The sequence below is a fragment of the Nitrosarchaeum koreense MY1 genome (assembly GCF_000220175.1).
In the GTDB taxonomy this organism is placed as follows: domain Archaea; phylum Thermoproteota; class Nitrososphaeria; order Nitrososphaerales; family Nitrosopumilaceae; genus Nitrosarchaeum; species Nitrosarchaeum koreense.
In genome coordinates, this window is record NZ_AFPU01000001.1 from 1,391,632 (window position 1) to 1,407,980 (window position 16,349).

24 protein-coding genes and 1 tRNA gene are annotated in these 16,349 nt (G+C 31.0%); 5 read left to right on the plus strand and 20 right to left on the minus strand.

Going from position 1 to position 16,349, the window contains the following annotated elements; genetic code table 11:
- The first annotated feature begins 4 nt into the window (after positions 1 to 4).
- The 4 genes from hflX to MY1_RS08090 all read left to right on the plus strand — a co-directional run bounded on the left by hflX (position 5) and on the right by MY1_RS08090 (position 3,661).
- The gene (gene hflX / locus MY1_RS08075; protein ID WP_007551468.1) at positions 5 to 1,126 is read left to right on the plus strand and encodes a GTPase HflX; all 1,122 of its coding nucleotides are present in this window, start codon (positions 5 to 7) and stop codon (positions 1,124 to 1,126) included.
- The gene (locus tag MY1_RS08080; RefSeq protein ID WP_007551469.1) at positions 1,116 to 1,646 is read left to right on the plus strand and encodes a tRNA methyltransferase; all 531 of its coding nucleotides are present in this window, start codon (positions 1,116 to 1,118) and stop codon (positions 1,644 to 1,646) included. The genes hflX and MY1_RS08080 overlap by 11 nt, the downstream gene beginning before the upstream one ends.
- A 26-nt stretch (positions 1,647 to 1,672) precedes the next feature.
- Complete coding sequence (locus MY1_RS08085; RefSeq protein ID WP_007551470.1) at positions 1,673 to 2,188, plus strand: transcription factor; 516 nt, start codon at positions 1,673 to 1,675, stop codon at positions 2,186 to 2,188.
- Positions 2,189 to 2,269: 81 nt separating this feature from the next.
- On the plus strand, positions 2,270 to 3,661 hold the full coding sequence (locus tag MY1_RS08090; protein WP_081470675.1) for an NAD-dependent succinate-semialdehyde dehydrogenase: 1,392 nt from the start codon (positions 2,270 to 2,272) through the stop codon (positions 3,659 to 3,661).
- A 7-nt stretch (positions 3,662 to 3,668) separates the two neighbouring features.
- Here the strand turns inward: MY1_RS08090 and MY1_RS08095 are convergent, their stop codons facing one another.
- The 12 genes from MY1_RS08095 to MY1_RS08145 form a co-directional block, all read right to left on the minus strand.
- Positions 3,669 to 3,935, minus strand: coding sequence for a hypothetical protein (locus MY1_RS08095; protein ID WP_007551472.1), 267 nt, complete (start codon positions 3,933 to 3,935; stop codon positions 3,669 to 3,671).
- Between the two features lie 2 nt (positions 3,936 to 3,937).
- Positions 3,938 to 4,495, minus strand: coding sequence for a hemerythrin domain-containing protein (locus MY1_RS08100; protein ID WP_007551473.1), 558 nt, complete (start codon positions 4,493 to 4,495; stop codon positions 3,938 to 3,940).
- 102 nt (positions 4,496 to 4,597) lie between these two features.
- Complete coding sequence (locus MY1_RS08105; RefSeq protein ID WP_007551474.1) at positions 4,598 to 4,840, minus strand: hypothetical protein; 243 nt, start codon at positions 4,838 to 4,840, stop codon at positions 4,598 to 4,600.
- Positions 4,841 to 4,873: 33 nt separating this feature from the next.
- Positions 4,874 to 5,530, minus strand: coding sequence for a 2,5-diamino-6-(ribosylamino)-4(3H)-pyrimidinone 5'-phosphate reductase (locus MY1_RS08110; RefSeq protein ID WP_007551475.1), 657 nt, complete (start codon positions 5,528 to 5,530; stop codon positions 4,874 to 4,876).
- Complete coding sequence (locus MY1_RS08115) at positions 5,517 to 6,707, minus strand: amidohydrolase family protein (RefSeq protein ID WP_007551476.1); 1,191 nt, start codon at positions 6,705 to 6,707, stop codon at positions 5,517 to 5,519. The genes MY1_RS08110 and MY1_RS08115 overlap by 14 nt, the downstream gene beginning before the upstream one ends.
- Complete coding sequence (locus MY1_RS08120) at positions 6,701 to 7,453, minus strand: GTP cyclohydrolase IIa (protein ID WP_048110079.1); 753 nt, start codon at positions 7,451 to 7,453, stop codon at positions 6,701 to 6,703. The genes MY1_RS08115 and MY1_RS08120 overlap by 7 nt, the downstream gene beginning before the upstream one ends.
- Entirely contained in the window at positions 7,450 to 7,866 is a 417-nt protein-coding gene (gene ribH, locus MY1_RS08125) for a 6,7-dimethyl-8-ribityllumazine synthase (protein ID WP_048110082.1), read from the minus strand. Before ribH ends, MY1_RS08120 begins: the two co-directional genes overlap by 4 nt.
- A gap of 2 nt (positions 7,867 to 7,868) precedes the next feature.
- Complete coding sequence (ribB, locus tag MY1_RS08130) at positions 7,869 to 8,534, minus strand: 3,4-dihydroxy-2-butanone-4-phosphate synthase (RefSeq protein WP_007551481.1); 666 nt, start codon at positions 8,532 to 8,534, stop codon at positions 7,869 to 7,871.
- Positions 8,535 to 8,613: 79 nt separating this feature from the next.
- On the minus strand, positions 8,614 to 9,198 hold the full coding sequence (locus MY1_RS08135) for a riboflavin synthase (protein ID WP_048110542.1): 585 nt from the start codon (positions 9,196 to 9,198) through the stop codon (positions 8,614 to 8,616).
- Positions 9,199 to 9,252: 54 nt separating this feature from the next.
- Positions 9,253 to 9,921, minus strand: a complete 669-nt coding sequence (locus MY1_RS08140) for a tetratricopeptide repeat protein (protein WP_007551483.1) — start codon at positions 9,919 to 9,921, stop codon at positions 9,253 to 9,255.
- A 111-nt stretch (positions 9,922 to 10,032) separates the two neighbouring features.
- Positions 10,033 to 10,176 (minus strand): hypothetical protein, encoded by a 144-nt coding sequence (locus tag MY1_RS09955; protein WP_007551484.1) that lies wholly within the window; start codon positions 10,174 to 10,176, stop codon positions 10,033 to 10,035.
- A gap of 67 nt (positions 10,177 to 10,243) precedes the next feature.
- Positions 10,244 to 10,594, minus strand: coding sequence for a response regulator (locus MY1_RS08145; protein ID WP_048110088.1), 351 nt, complete (start codon positions 10,592 to 10,594; stop codon positions 10,244 to 10,246).
- 53 nt (positions 10,595 to 10,647) lie between these two features.
- On the opposite strand from MY1_RS08145, the gene MY1_RS08150 reads away from it, so the two are divergent.
- The gene (locus tag MY1_RS08150; RefSeq protein WP_007551486.1) at positions 10,648 to 11,241 is read left to right on the plus strand and encodes a hypothetical protein; all 594 of its coding nucleotides are present in this window, start codon (positions 10,648 to 10,650) and stop codon (positions 11,239 to 11,241) included.
- Between the two features lie 35 nt (positions 11,242 to 11,276).
- Here the strand turns inward: MY1_RS08150 and MY1_RS08155 are convergent, their stop codons facing one another.
- The 8 genes from MY1_RS08155 to MY1_RS08190 all read right to left on the minus strand — a co-directional run bounded on the left by MY1_RS08155 (position 11,277) and on the right by MY1_RS08190 (position 16,275).
- Positions 11,277 to 12,143 carry an HpcH/HpaI aldolase/citrate lyase family protein gene (locus tag MY1_RS08155; protein WP_007551487.1) on the minus strand — a complete coding sequence of 289 codons (867 nt, stop codon included), beginning with the start codon at positions 12,141 to 12,143 and terminating at the stop codon, positions 11,277 to 11,279.
- Positions 12,144 to 12,150: 7 nt separating this feature from the next.
- Positions 12,151 to 13,227, minus strand: coding sequence for a zinc-binding dehydrogenase (locus MY1_RS08160; RefSeq protein WP_048110546.1), 1,077 nt, complete (start codon positions 13,225 to 13,227; stop codon positions 12,151 to 12,153).
- Between the two features lie 40 nt (positions 13,228 to 13,267).
- Complete coding sequence (locus tag MY1_RS08165) at positions 13,268 to 13,543, minus strand: DNA-binding protein (RefSeq protein WP_007551490.1); 276 nt, start codon at positions 13,541 to 13,543, stop codon at positions 13,268 to 13,270.
- 7 nt (positions 13,544 to 13,550) lie between these two features.
- Positions 13,551 to 14,003: a 30S ribosomal protein S19e gene (locus tag MY1_RS08170; RefSeq protein WP_007551491.1), complete on the minus strand. Its 453-nt coding sequence runs from the start codon at positions 14,001 to 14,003 to the stop codon at positions 13,551 to 13,553.
- Positions 14,004 to 14,034: 31 nt separating this feature from the next.
- Positions 14,035 to 14,301: a ribonuclease P protein component 4 gene (locus tag MY1_RS08175; protein ID WP_007551492.1), complete on the minus strand. Its 267-nt coding sequence runs from the start codon at positions 14,299 to 14,301 to the stop codon at positions 14,035 to 14,037.
- A gap of 86 nt (positions 14,302 to 14,387) precedes the next feature.
- Positions 14,388 to 14,461: transfer RNA gene (locus MY1_RS08180), tRNA-Gly, on the minus strand.
- Between the two features lie 22 nt (positions 14,462 to 14,483).
- Positions 14,484 to 15,152, minus strand: coding sequence for a Suppressor Mra1 family protein (locus MY1_RS08185; RefSeq protein WP_007551493.1), 669 nt, complete (start codon positions 15,150 to 15,152; stop codon positions 14,484 to 14,486).
- Between the two features lies 1 nt (position 15,153).
- Positions 15,154 to 16,275, minus strand: a complete 1,122-nt coding sequence (locus MY1_RS08190) for a glycoside hydrolase family protein (RefSeq protein ID WP_007551494.1) — start codon at positions 16,273 to 16,275, stop codon at positions 15,154 to 15,156.
- Positions 16,276 to 16,349: the final 74 nt, after the last annotated feature.

Below are 16,349 nucleotides of genomic sequence, written 5' to 3' on the forward strand. Positions count from 1 at the left end.
TAAAATGAATTCTGCAATACTAATCACATATGATAAAGAAGATGCAGTTACTGAAGCTATTGGATTATGTGATGCAGCAGGAATACGAGTAATTCATACAATAAAACAGCATTTTCTAAAAAAACCAAAATACGGAATAGGCGGAGGTGTATTAGAAAAATTAATAGAAATTGCAGATAAACTCAAACCAGATGTTATTGTTTTTGATGAAATATTAAAGCCAAGTCAAAATTATAATCTAGCTTCAGCATTGCATAGAGAAATTCTAGATAGAGAAGCGCTTATTTTAGAAATTTTTGAAACTAGAGCATCAAGTGCCGAATCTAAATTGCAAGTTAAATTAGCTCAACTTCGATATGAATTGGTTAGAGCTAAAGAAAAAGTACGGCTTTCTAGCATGGGAGAGCAACCAGGGTTTATGGGAATAGGAAAATTTGAGATTGATGTTTATCATGACGATATTAAACATAGAATGCAATCAATAAAATCAAAACTTGAAAAAGCTGGAAAACAAAGAGAGCTTCACAGACAAGGAAGAAAAAGACTTGGATTTAAGACCATTTCACTTGCAGGATATACTTCATCTGGAAAAACGACATTATTTAATAAAATTACAGGTGAATCAAAAGAACAAAGTAAAAGTCTATTCACTACTCTCTCTACAACTACAAGGAGATTTTCTATAGAACAAGAACCATTTTTAATTGCAGATACAGTTGGGTTCATCAGTAAATTACCTGCATATATGATTGATGCATTCAAATCAACCTTAGAGGAATTAATTCATACAGATATCATAATAGTTGTAATTGACATTAATGATTCTTTGTTAGAATTACGAAAAAAATTTGCAAGTTGTATGAGAACTTTAAGTGAATTAGGTGTTGAAATGGATAGAATAATTTTTGCTTTAAATAAATCAGATTTATTGACATCTGAAGAAATTGAAGAAAAAATAGAAATTCTGAATTTAAAAGATTATAAAAAACGAATTACAATATCATCTAAAACAGGACATAATCTTATAGAGTTAAAAAATTTAATCAAAGCAATTATTCAAAATCAAAAATCGCCAGAATATAAAAAAGATACATCAATTGGATTTGATAATACATATGGTAATTGAAGTTGTAAGAATAGGACAACGATTGGTAAGAGATGATAGAGTTACTACACATGTAGCTTTAGTTGCTAGAGCTTTTGGTTGTAGTAAAATATTCATGACTGAAGTTAATCCAGAAATTAAAGATACATTAGAAAAAATAAACAATACGTGGGGCGGAGATTTTGTTGTTGAATTTATTGATAATTGGAAATCAATTGTAAAAATGAAGAAAAAAGATAGTAAAATAGTTCATCTCACGATGTATGGAGAAAGCATTAATGAGGTAGATATGCAACTTAGAAAAGAAGAAAATTTACTAATAGTTGTAGGTGCTGAAAAAGTTCCAAGAGAAATCTATGAACTTGCAGATTATAATGTAGGAATTGGAAACCAACCCCATTCTGAGATTAGTGCATTGGCAATTATTCTTGATCGCATTCAAAAAGGGGAACAATTTAAGAATAGTTTTCCCGGGGCTAAAAGAAAGATCATACCCACGAGAAATGGCAAAAATGTACTTGTAAGAGGAACAAGGGATTAATAATAGAAAATTATCAATCAATAAAGTTGGTAGACAAATACGAAGACCCTTTTGTTAGAATTGCATCCATGATAGGAGGAGATGAATATCTCAAAGTCGCTAGATCACTTTTGAAGGCAGAGGATGCTACGGATGAAGAAATTGCAAGTTCTACAGGTTTGAGGATAAACATGGTAAGAAAGGTTTTGTATGATCTCTTTGGAAAATCACTAATCACAGGAATTAGAGTTAAAGATGAGCGTAAAGGATGGTTTGTTTATCGATGGAGAACTCGTAGAGAAGAAGTAGAACATTTCATAGAAAGTCAAAAAAAGAAAATTACAGAAAGATTGCAACAAAGATTTGATTATGAAAATTATTCAGATTTTTATCATTGTGGAAATGAAGATTGCCACAGAGTTACTTTTGAGGATGCTTTAGAAGGAATGTTCAAGTGTCCATCATGTGGGAATGTATTGAACTTAAAAAAGAATGATAAATCAAAAAAAGCATATTCTAAAAAAATTGATGAAATTAAAAAAGATATGCAACAGACGTTCTAGCATTAATGCTAGAAAATATTAGTTTTTAAAAATTTGGGATCTAAGTTACTAAATTAAATAGGAGAATTGGTGAGATACATCCTGAATCAAATAACTACAATAAATCCAGCAACTGGTGAAGAAATTTCTAAATTTAATCCAATGGATAAAGATCAAGTATTTCAGCTAGTTGGAAAGGCAAGAAGAGCTTTTCCTGAGTGGAAAAAAGATTATGAAAAACGTCGTAGTTACATCTACAATTTAGTTGAATATTTAAAAAAGAACAAAATGGAATTGGCAAAAGTTGCAACATCTGAAATGGGAAAAACAATCAAAGAATCAATTGGTGAAGTTGAAAAATGTGCTTGGGCTTTAGAGTATTATGCTGACAATGGAGATAGTTTACTTGCTGATGAAGTATTAAATACGGATGCAAGAAAAAGCTTTCTTACTTTTGAACCACTTGGAGTGATTGGTTCGATCATGCCATGGAATTTTCCTTATTGGCAAGCTCTGAGATTTGCTGCGCCTTGTTTAATGGCAGGAAATGTAATCGTAATGAAACCTTCTAGAGTAACCATGCAATCAGGTCTTGAGATTGAAAAAGCATTTACAGAATCGGGAGTACCAGATGGAATATTTCAAACAGTAGTAGGAAGTGTAGAATCTGCCAATCACTTAATTGATTCTGATGTCAACGCAGTGACATTTACAGGAAGCACTGATGCTGGTGCAAAAGTAGGTCAACGAGCTGCTATGAATTTAAAAAAATGCGTTTTAGAACTTGGAGGAAGTGATCCATTTATTGTATTAGATGATGCAATTATTGAAAAAGCTGCTGAAGGTGCTGTTAAAGGTAGATTCATCAATTGTGGACAAAGCTGTGTTGCATCTAAAAGATTTTTTGTTGGAAAAAATATTGCTAAAGATTTTATTGAATCATTTATTAAAAAAGCTTCACAACTAAAAGTTGGAGATCCTACTTTAATTGAAACTGACATAGGACCTTTATCAAGTAAAGGTGGATTAGAAACAATTTCAGGAATTGTAGAAGATGCTAAAGAGAAAGGAGCTGAGATTCTTTTAGGTGGTTCACAAATTGATGGAAAGGGATACTTCTATCAACCTACAATTCTTACCAATGTTAAACCAAATATGAGAATTGCTAAGGAGGAAACGTTTGGGCCAGTTGCACCCATAACTATAGTTGAAAATGAAAGTGAAGCAGTGAAATTGGCAAACAATACAGAGTTTGGATTAGGAGCAAGTATTTGGACCAAAGACTTGGCAAAAGCTGAAAAAATGTCAAGAAGAATAGAATCAGGGATAGTTAGTGTAAATAATGTGGTTATTTCAGATCCAAGAATTCCTTTTGGAGGAATAAAACATAGTGGATTTGGAAGAGAATTATCAAGATATGGGATTCTAGAATTTGTAAATATTAAATCTGTTAGATTCTATGATAATTTGAGTCATCATCATTACGTAGAATAAGTTATCATTAATCATCATCTTCATCATAATCACATTCTTCTAACTCGATATGAGTTGGATTACGATTATCATCAAAGTAGATTTCTACACATATGTCAGATGCTAAAGTTGAGGCTAAAGTTTCAGCTAGATCCTTTGGAAAATTACTATCTAGACTAGAATTTGATGAATATTTGTACTCAGTAATTTCATCTTCATGATAGAAATCTATCTCCATATTGCCATTTACATATTTTCTGACTCCAACAACCTGACCAAATATGCTGTAAGCCAAATCTAACTTCCTTGTTTTAAAACATCGCTAGTGAGAGTTTCAGCTAATTGTTCATAGTGTTCTCTAGTTTTTCCAGTTTCTTTTAATTTTGATTCTTCAATTTCATTGAGTTCCTTATCGACCTTTTTTGAAACATATTGTAAGCGTGCTTCAGCCATCATGAATAATTTATTATTTTCTTTCCATAAATGTTCTGTTATGTGTTCTACATATTGTTGCATATCAGTAATCAATTTTGTAGAATCTCCTGTTAAAATATAATTTTTGGCAGAGATTTCCATTTCTTTTCCAATTTCTCTAGAACGCTCGTGATCTATCAACATCATTGCTATAGGGCCCATATGACGTGGCATTCCCGCTTGTTCTAATGCAGGAAATAAAGAATTTTCTTCCTTACTATGATGACAAACATCTGTAAAATTTTTAGAGAAATCGATAACAGGCAACAATATAGATTCAGGGATTTGTTTACCATCATTTAGAAGTTGAATTGTTGATTCCATTGCTTTGATAACTTTTTCAATTAGCTCATGATCTCGTCTTAATGATGCAGTTGACACAACTTTTACAAATAAAATCCAATATCTATATCTTATTCAGATTTTAAATAATTAAAAGATAGGAAATTAGTTAACGAATTATTCGTTAACAATTTTGTGTCTTTAACGATTAGAGAGGCTTTTTGCTTTAACAAATGCCCAAATCTTTTTTGTCATTTCACTTGGTGCAATAGGTTTGTTACCAAAAACTTGTTCTACAGTTTCTTTACGACCTGCAAAACTAATTGCATAACCACCAAATGCTGGTTTTTTGGACTTGTTTGATGATTTTGCTGCAGTTTTTGATTTTTTACTAGTGCTTTTAGTTGTAGTTTTCTTTTTTGTAGCTTTCTTTTTTGCTGCCAATTTCTTATTATATTTTAAATTAAGTATAAGAACTTACACTTTTGTATAATGCAAAATCAGGTAATTTTCTAGTTTTTTTATTGTATTTAATCTGAGTCTAGGGGATTTTTTGATTTTATCAAAACCTTTTCCTTGAACAAATGTGATTGCATCAATTCCTCCAATAATAAATGGAGAGATAGCAATCAAAATTTCATCAAATAGATCATTATGAATAAATTGCCAGTTAACAGTACCGCCTCCTTCCACCAAAATATTTTTAATTTTTCTTTTACTTAGATGATTCATTAGAGATTTTATGTTCACTGAGTTTTCACCAGTCATTATAATTTCAACTGGAAATTTTTTTAATTTTTTTAAATTTGATTTACTAATTTTTTTTGAAACAGCAATAATAGTTGGAATTTTATTAGATGTTTGTAAAATTTTTGAATCAATGTTAATTGTTCCTCTTGAATCTAAAATTATTCTTATAGGATTTTTTCCCTTTACGTATCTTACTGTAAGCAGTGGATCATCCCTTTGAACTGTGTTTTTTCCTACAAGAATTGCATCAACTTTTGAACGAAGTTTATGAATTCTTATTTTATCTTTTTTTGAAGATAGTTTTGAATCTCCTAAACGTGTAGCAATTTTTCCATCAATAGAAATGGCTGCACTTAAAATTACATGTGGTCTAGATTTTTCCATGAACTATTTTACCTCCAATCATCACAGCACGAATATTAGATTCTGATGCTCTATGAACTATAGATGCGTGAATATTATGCATTGGCTCTAAGTCTAATGCATGTTTGTTGATAAAAATACCATCTGCAAGTTTACCAATTTCAATTACTCCAATATCTTTATTCAAAATTTTTCCACCATTCACAGTAGCCATTTTTAAAATTTCTTTTGGCTCTATTCTTTTTTTATGAATACCCATTGTTACTTTCCACAAATAATCCATCTCTCTAAACATATCTGGTGAATTAATCATCACATTATCAGTACCTAATCCTATAGTGCAACCAACTTTTTTCATTAACTCAATATCAGGAATTCCTTCAGCAAGTGCAGCGTTTGCTCTTGGGCAAATTACTATTCCAGAAGTTTTTTTTGATGCAGAACGCAGATCATTTAATGATGCATGTGTCATATGTACCAAAAAATGGGGTTTCATTGTAAGTGCACGTGTGGTTTCAGATATTCCGGTAATCTTTTTGGATTTAGAAACACTTTGTTTTGTTTCAGATGAATGAATAGCACGAAGTTTAGGCGTGGAAGAGTAGTAATTTAGTACAGACAAGCTGTTTTCATTTGCTCCACTTACTCCAATTCCATCACATTTTTTTAATAATTCTACAAGTTCATTCATTTTAGTTTTAGGCATAGGTTTGTTTTTTTTTATTTCAGATGTTCCTTGATAGAATTCTAATCTACCAAGAATAATTCCACGTATTTGTAATTTAGATAGAATTTGTTTTAGTAGTAAAACACCTTCAAATCCACCTTCTCGAAAATCTACAAAAGTTGTAATTCCTTTATTTATCATAGACTGGCAGGAATATTTCATAAAACTTGCTAGATGATTTTTTTCAGTATTTTTTAGAATTAATGGTTTTACACCAGACACAGGATGAATTCTTTTATCAACAGAACTATTTAGAACAACATCTTTTCCAATAGAATCGCCTATATGAGTATGACAATTTACAAATCCTGGAATTAACAATAAACCTTCACAATCAAAGAATTCATCTTTTGTATTTGTTCCAATACTGGATTTTATTTGTTTGAATCTTGAATCTTGGATTTTTATATCAGTTTTTGGAACAAAATCTAATTCTTTACCTAATAGAACACTAACATTTTTGATTAGCATGATAATTCATACACTGTTGGTTTTTCTTTTCCTGAATCTCTAATTTCTCTTATTGTATCAAGAGATTTTGTTGCAAGTTTTACAGCATCTCTAGCATTTTTGGCATTACCTATTCCACAATTCAAAGTAATATCATCTTCATTTTGAATTAATTTAATGAAATCTTTAACAGATTGTTTAGCTTCATCGTTTGCAACAACCATAAAATTGTCTCCACCCATAAAAAATGTAAGAGAGTTTTTTTGTAAGAAAAATTTTGACATTTTAGCATATAGATTAAAAATTATGGAAGTAATTTCATAGGGAGAAATTATTTTTCTTCTTGATGTAAGATTCTCCACATCAAAATGCATTATGGATACTTTGTTGTCAGAACGACCATTAATAAATCCAAAAATTGAAAAATCCTTGTTTAGAAAGATCTCATTTTTTTTACCTTCATATGCTTTCAGATTTGCAGCAAAGGGGGAATCAGCATAGCCAATAGACATGGATAATCGCATATCAAAAGATTTTTCAAGATTTTTCTGAATTTCAATATGATCCTCCAGTGTTAATCCATTAGAAACTACAAAAAATTCATCTGCTCTATTTAAAAAAACAAGACAGTTTTTTTCTGAGAACAATTTTTGAATTTCTTGATATAATGATGCCTGAAGCATTTGAAGTGCATGCTCCCTGTCACTACCAAGAGTTAGAGTCCATGGACCATATCCACTAATCTTCAAAATGCTAAGCTGAATCATTTTTGAATCCTTTCTAATTCATTGAAGATTTTTACAACTGATTCCACTGCACGTTCTGCTACTGGTCGTATTCTGGCATATGCGTGTCTATCCTGCATTCCAGGCCCAGTTATTCCTAAAGATACAGGTTTTTTATATTTAATAGATAATGCTGTAAGCGCATTTGCCGTAGAATGGGCAATTACTTCATCATGTTTAGTTTGTCCTTTAATTATTGCACCAAGAGTAACTACTCCATCAACATCATTTTTTTGTAACAATGCATCAATAATTATAGGCATATCAAATGCACCCGGGACTTTACAGGTATAGTTTATTTTTAATTTCATTTTTTTTGCTTTTTCCTCTGCAACAGCAAGCATTCTAAACGTCACCTCTTCATTGAATTCCGAAACCACTATAGCAATATTCAAAATTAATGCACCTTAGCAAATTCTAATAATTCTTTTCCATCAATTAATGGAATTGCATTTTGTTTTGCATACTTTTCTGCCTTATCAATAGATAAAGCAGTATAAGTTTGAGCATCCATCATTTCACAAATTGCAGTAACTGGAGTCAATCCTGCAATTTTACTAAGATATACAGACATTTCGGTATGACCTTGTCTTTTTGATAATAATCCTTCTGAGGCAATTAATAATGGAACATGACCAGGTGTTTTAAAAGAAGAAACAAATTTTTTCTTTTTGTTTTCTACCTTGAAAATATTGGCCATTTCTCTTATTGTTAATGATCTGTCTTTATCTGTTATACCAGTATAAGTTTGATAATGATTAACTGAAATTGAAAATGTTGGATGATCACCATATGGGGCAAGTCCCATGATCATCTCTTTATTAGAAATTGGGGAGTCTGCTAAAATTTCATGCATGTACCGTAATTCTAGAGAATTTGCAAAATTATGTTCAATTGCAATACACAAAAGTCCACCTGCATGTTGTCGCATTCTTGCAACATGTTCTGGAGTTACAAATTCTGCAGCAACTACCATGTCTATCTCATTTTCTCTTCCTGCAGAATCAAATAATAATACAAACTCACCGCGTTTTAATGATTCAATCCCAGATTCAAGAGACATATGCAAAAATCAGCAATAAACTAATTATAAAGTTTACTAAAAAATTGGTAATTACCACAAAAATGGTACTATAATAATTTTATTTTAAAATGTATTTACCTAGTATATCAGTCTCAATGTTAATCTTATCACCAACATTTTTGATTTTAAAATTGGTCTTTTCCATTGTATGAGGAATTAGACATACTGAAGCAAGATTATTTTTAATATCTACTACGGTTAGACTAATTCCATCTATTGCAATTGAACCTTTTTTGACAACATATTTTGTCAAGTTTTTTGGAAGTTCAAACCAAACTTGAACTTCTTTAGGTTTAGTTTCTATTTTTTTAATGGTGCCAACACCATCTACATGACCTAAAACAAAATGTCCTTCTAATCGAGCGCCAGCTTTTAGACTTCTTTCAATGTTAACAATATCGCCAGGTTTTAGATTCCCTAGATCAGTTTTACTGGTAGTTTCCTCGATCATTTCAAAAATGCATTTAGAGTTCGAAAGTTTGGTAGCTGTAAGACAAACTCCATTCAAAGATACACTTTGTCCTATTTTCAAACCTTTTGCATGTTTTCCTAAATTTACTGTCATTTGAATAGAACTTCTAGTTTTTGTGTTTTTGGAAATTTTCTCGATTTTTCCTATTCCCTCAACTATTCCAGTAAACATCATTTATGTTGTAAAATTTCTTTGTATAAATTGATTTTCTTGTTAATGTGAATTTTATTTTTTATTGGACAATTCATCAAATTCGTTTTGACAGAATTGATGAAAAACAGTACATTTATTTTTTTTGGCATCAGCAATGATTTTTGTCATATCTTTGACTAAAACACCCTGTGCGGCTAAAAAAGCCTCATCAGTCATATCTAATTTTTCAAACGCTTTAGATTTAGCAATTGATGCTTCGTTTAAGCTAGGATCTTCAATTTGTGCTTTATCATAAAACTCAATAGATTCTTTATAATTTTTTAAATGGTTTAAGGAAATAGCCTTATTCATCAATGCAGTAATGTCGTTACTATCAATTTTTAGTGTTTTATCATAAAATTCTATAGCTTCTGTATGTCGATCTAATTCATTTAGTGACAGACCTAAACTATTGAATGTCCAAGTATCTGTAGAATCGTGTTCAAGAATAATGTTACAGCAAATTATAACATCATTATATCGTTTTAATTTTTCAAGGGAGTAAATTTTATTTTTTAAAGCATAGTTATCATAATTTTTTATTTTTAATACTTTATCACAATAGATGATTGCATCCTCATATCTTGCTAAGTGTATTAAAGCCAATGCAGAATTTTGAAGTGCCACCATATCATTTTGATCATTAGAAAGTAACTTTTGACAATAATTGTACATTTCATCATATTGTCCAGATTCAAACATTCTTTTGATTACAACCGTAGGGTCTAGTAGATTAATCAATTGTATCATTACAATATTGGGATAACAAGTCTTTATTCTATTCGAAAAGATAAAAAATGTTATTTAATAAAATTATTTCAATACTTTTCTAAGAGTTTCATTAAGGACCTTAGAATAACTGTATGAAGATTGCTCTTGCTGAATCATTTTTGCTTGACGAAGTCTTATTTTTTTATCCAGATCATCATCAATCATTATTGTTACACGTTTACTCATTGTACTTAGTAATTTATGATGATTTCAATATAAGATTATATGAAATGTCCCAATTGTGGGAATGGATTTAGCCATTAATTACAGAGATAATTTGTTCCATGTTAAACGGTTTACGGATCAAGGGAATAGATAATTTTTCTAATTTTTCTTCAGTGGAATAACTACCATCTCCACTCACCGCGATGATTTTTGCATTAGAATTTATTTCTTGAATTTTTTTGATTGCATAAAAACCACTTCCATTTGGCATCATTATATCAATTAAGACAACATCAGGGGTTTTTTCTTTGTAAAGTTTGATTGCAGTTATACCATCATAACCACTACCCACAACTTTAATGCCCCTTTCCTCCAAAAATTCACCAAATAATCTAACTGTATCTTCATCATCATCAATTACAATAACTGAACGTTTCATAGTCATGATTAATCACACATGCTTTAATATTTTGTATTATTTTTTAATAGTATATGGGAGGAATTGACAGATTAATTGCTAAAGCATTATCTCAAAAAATTAAACAAAAACTGGATGAAGATGAATTAAAAATTTTAGAAAGAGAGTTGTTTTTAGAACATGGAATGTCAATAAAGCTATCAATAGAGCATTTTGATAAATTGAATTTAGTATTAAAGAACATTTTAAATTTAAATAGAAAAAAATTTGTAAATGAATGTCTAAACGAAGTAATCAAAATTCAAAGAAAAGGTGATAAATACTCTGTTAGAATAATTGATCAAAATCTATTAGATTCACTATTAGTGTTATGTGGAGATAATGAAACTAGACAAATGCTTAATTGTCTTTTTGAAAACGAGCTAACCATTCCTCAAATTTTAAGTGAAGCTCAAATTCCAAAAACATCTGGATATAGAAAAATTGAAAATTTAATCATAAATGGATTAATTGTAGAATCTGGCAAAGTACTTAGTGAGAGTAAAAGAATTTCAAAATACAAATGTGTTTTTGACGAAATAAAGATTGAAATGAAAAAGAATGATATTGTGTTTCAAGGAGTAATAAATGAACAAATTTATGATAAAAGTACTTGTATCGACTTTTAAAAGTATAAAATTAGAAAATAATTCATAAGAAAATTCTAAATTGATGTAGATTTTACAATTTCAAGTACGGTTTTAGCTTGCTTAAAGTGAACCTCATCAATCATTTTTCCATCTATAGTTGTAGCTCCTTTTCCTTTTTTTGTTGATTCTAAATAAAATTTGTAAACTTTTTCTGCCCATTGAATTTCTTTTTTACTTGGATAGAAAACTTTGTGAGTTGTTAATATTTGGTCAGGATGTATGATACTTTTTCCTGCATAACCAAGATCCTTTCCAACTTTACAATCTTTTTCTAATCCCTTAATGTCTTTAAGGTCTTGCCAAATGGCATCAATTGCAGAAACTCCTGCTGCTTTTGCATCTACTGGAATTTTTGCCCTAGAATATCTTCCACCTTCTGAATCTTTTGAGTATTCAATTCCTAAATCATTTAAGAGATCAAAAACTCCAAAAACTACTGCTTGGATTCTTTTACTATAGGATGCAATATGATATGTGTTAACTACTCCTTCAGCTGATTCAATAGAAGGAATTATTTGAATTGGTTTTAGTTTACGATTCTTTTCCAATAATAAAAGATTCTTTTCAATTTTTTTTATCTCAGCAACATTGTTTACTTTAGGAATCACTATTCCATCAATTCCTTTTTGAATAATTGTTTTGAGATCATCTGGAATTTTTCCAGATTTTGGAGAATTTGTACGCACAAAAATTGATGATTTGTAAGATTGACGTGATTTTAGTGCATCTTGAATTAATTTTCTAGCATTATTTTTTTCCTCATCTGGTACGGAATCTTCTAAATCAAAACAGACTACATCAGCTTGAATATTTTTTGCTTTTTCTAAAAACCTAGAATTGTTTCCGGGAACAAAAATAAGACTGCGAAAAAGCTGTGTCATTAAATTATTATGCGTTTTCTGGCTTCATCATAATTTTGCCAAAGAACTTTCCAGAGAGCATTTTTGTATGTGCTTCTGCAGCTTGTTCAAATGTATAAGTAGAATCAATTTCTGCTTTAATTTTACCCTTACCCATCCAATACAAACCAAGATCCATTTCAGCTTTAGTTCCTTGAGTTGAACCTAACACATTGATTCCTTTAAAGAAGATGTGTCTAAGATCAATTTTTGCATCATATCCAGTAGTAGCTCCACATGAAACAAGTGTTCCTCCATAGTTAAGCAGGGTCAATTGTTTGTTAAAGTGAGTTTCTCCAATATGGTCAAATGTCAAATCAATTCCTGGCCTAACACCAGTTTTTGCAGCAATATCTTTTGTAATTTTAAAGACTTCTTTGTGCCAGTCTTCTTTTCTATGATCTACTGCATAATCAGCACCTAATGCTTTGCATTTATCCAGTTTATCTGCACTAGCAGTTGCAATAACAGTGCAATTGTAGAGTTTTGCAATTTGAATTCCAAAACTGCCAACACCAGAACCTCCACCCATAATTAGAACAGTTTGTCCAGGTGTAATTTTGGCTCTTCCAACTAACATATGCCAAGAAGTAAGAATCGTCATTGAAGCTGCTGCTGCATCTTCATAAGAAACTCCTTCTGGAATTTTTGATACATTAACTTCTGGTAGATGTACTAATTCACTATATGCACCCCAGAGTGGACCTGTTTGGAATCCCCAAACTTGTCTATTGGTACAATCAAATTCTCTACCTGATGTACATAATGCACATGTTCTACATGAAAGATTTGAATGTGAGACAACTCTATCCCCTACTTTGATAGTTTTTACATCTTCTCCTACTGCAACAACATCTCCTGCAGCATCAGAACCAGATACGTGTGGTAATGGGATAGCAATTGGTACACCTCTCATTCCCCAGATATCATTATAGTTAAGAGCTGCTGCTTTTAGTTTGAACACAACTTCATTTGCTTTTGGTTTTGGATCAGGAATATCTTTTACTTTTAAAATTTTTGCATAATTATCATCAGGAGCATATTCTTCGTAAACTACAGCTTTCAATATGGATCCTGATATCATCCCCTAATTATATTTTCTCTGATTAGATACGATTTATCTTAAAATCACGTTTTGGTTGTTGAATTGATAATAAAATTTGTTTAAGTTGATTGTCATTAATTTGAGAATTCATCTTTCCTTGTGATGCCATTCCAATTAGATACTGCTCTACTAAATCAGATAATTCAGGTTTGACCATCTTGATGTTATTTAATCTCATTCTTGCATCTGGAGAAAGTATTTGTTTGAGGACTTGCTCTTTTTGAGCAGTCATATCGTGATTTTGTTTATCTTGATCAGGTGATTCAGAAAAACTCATTTTAAATCTAAGAGTATATTTTTAGTTGAGGATTTACAACGATCAGTTCGTTTAGAATTTCTGTTGATAATCTATCTAATTTTTGCATTCCTTTTTTTGAAATGACACGGCCTTTTTTCTCAACTTTCTCAACATATCCAAGCTTCTCTAATCCTTGAATTGCATTACGAATTATTGCGCCTCCAGCATCCTTATGATGAGCAGCACCATATCCAGATGGTCTACCTCCACCATAAATTTTTCTTAATTCGTTAATTCCAAGTGGACCATGAAGGTAAATTTTTCTCATTAGTGATGCACATCTTGTATGCCACCAATCTCTGTCTTGAGGTGGTTTATCTGCATGAGCTCCAGTTTTTACAAATGGAATCCAAGAAGGAGCAGGAATATCTTCATTTTTTAAAATAGCTGCCAATCTACTAATCAATACATCAGATGGTACATCGTATACCTTTGCCATAAGGTCAAAAACTCAGGAATCGTCTTATAAATCATTGAGCTATTATTTTGCGATAAGTATGCCCACAAAGGTTACACGAAATTCTGATCGACTTTATTGATGTTCTGCCCAATCGAATTTTAGAATTTATCCCTGGAGCGATAAATGATTTACATTTTTTACAAAATACAATTTTTAATTCATAAGGCATGCGAATTTTGTGTCTTGTGCTAATTCGTTGTGCCAGCAATGCCTGTCTCTGAGATAGTATTGGATTCATTTTTGCATTAGAAATTGCACTATTAATTAAAATCTGCATTCTCTCTAATGCAATTTGTCTAAATGCGGGTTTCACAATAATTAATCACTATCCACCTAAAAATTAGTTCTCTTTTGATAGAAAAGTGCAGTCAGCGGGATTCGAACCCGCGTCACAGGGTTGGAAACCCCGAATACTAACCAGGCTATACTATGACTGCACAAGAAAACAAACTTAATTTCCTACATAAAAACGGTTTTTTCATACTCGTAGAGCATACGTGCAATCACTACATGAGCCTCATAAGACAAGTTACCAACTGAAAATAAGCGATTTATTTTATTGTTTATTGACGCAGAAAAGTGGCCTTTTTGAAATCCACCTATAACTATACAAGAATTATCTGAAATTTGAGAGCTAATTTTTTCAAATGAGCTTAGTTCTCCTTTAGTTGAAAATCCAATAATCTTGGATGGTTTTATCTCATTGATTAACTCAGTAAACGATTTTTTTTTAATTTCCAATAACACATCTTTGTCAGATTGTATGGTTTTTTCTAAATATAATTTTTCAATAAGACCTTCAAATCTATGATATGATTTTGGAATGTGAACGTTTTCTCCAATGTAAATTACGTTATCATCAATTGTGTGAATATAAATTTTAATTTTATTTTGTGAGTATAATGGAATTGTTGTAGCTTCCAATATAGAAAAATGAACTAGATCAGGTCTTCCTCTTTTTATTTCATCGTTGATTCCTTTCATTGCAGCAAAATGCCATGAGTTATCAAGCAATATTTCAGACGGATGTTTTCCAAGTTTTTGTGCATGTGAGATTACTGAAGAATGATCTTGTAGTTCTGGAGGAACTGTTTCTAATGCAGATTCTGCTAAAATCAGAGAGAGCATCTTAATTGATCAGTTCTATCTGATTTTTAAATTCATTCCAACTAGATTTTGGTGTTCCATCAACATCCAATAATCCAGAATTACAAATGTAATGACTCAGTCGCTCCATTATGTATTCACTGCTTCCTAAACCAGAACCACCACCTACAGTTAGAGTTTGATTAGCAATTTCTGGTTTGTCAATCACACATGTGCCATCAGGTCTATCATATTGCCTATACCAAGTAAAAAATTCTATTTTAGATTCATTTTCAGTGTAAAATTCAAAGGATTTTTCTAGAAATATTTGCTGTGATGTTTCATTACCTCCTACAAAATCAGAAGTACTCCAACTAACCTCAAAAAGTCCAATTTTTTTATCAGGTATGATTTCAAATGTCTTTTGCAAGTCTGCTTTAGCTTCTTCTGGTGTTTTGACAATATCATTTAAGGTATCGACTGGGAAATATGAAAAAGCTACAAAATCACCTATTGCCAGATCAGATACAATATGCTCCAAATTTTTATTTAATACGTTATGTAACGCAAATCCATTTCCAATTTGCACATCTGGGTGTTTTTCTTTTAATTTGGCATATACCCCATTGAAGAGTTCTTTGTATACAGGAATATTTTGTTCATGATAACGAAATTGAGATTCTGTTTCCCCTGCAATTACAACTGTATCTATAATATCATAACGAGACAATATTGCATCAAGAACGTTTACTAGTCGATCTTCTCCAATCGCATTAAGTGATGGTTTTCCTATCCAATTTGGAAATGGTCCTAGTGTTTCTCCATTAATAACAGAAAAAAATAATGTTACTTTGAGATTATTATTTTTATTAAAACTCATCAGCACATCTGATTGTTTCCAGTCATATTCTCCTCTTACAGGTTCAACAATATTCCAAAACATGTACACATTACTTCTTCCAATGCCAGTAGATGATGCCTCAGCGTAAATTTGATTCAAGTCTTGCAGTGATATTGCTGAATGTGGTGCGTTAATTACAAGGCCGATTTTTTCATTATGTTTCTGAATTGGAGTTGATTCTAAATTTGGTGTAAGCAGCATTACTGCAACTATAGCAATTATTACTGCGATACCTCCAGATATACCAAGAATCTTCCTATCCATGCTGAATCAAAAAGAAAAGGAAGTTAAAAAGTTGTGATGATATGTGTTGGAAAAGTAGTTTTGATAATTTATTA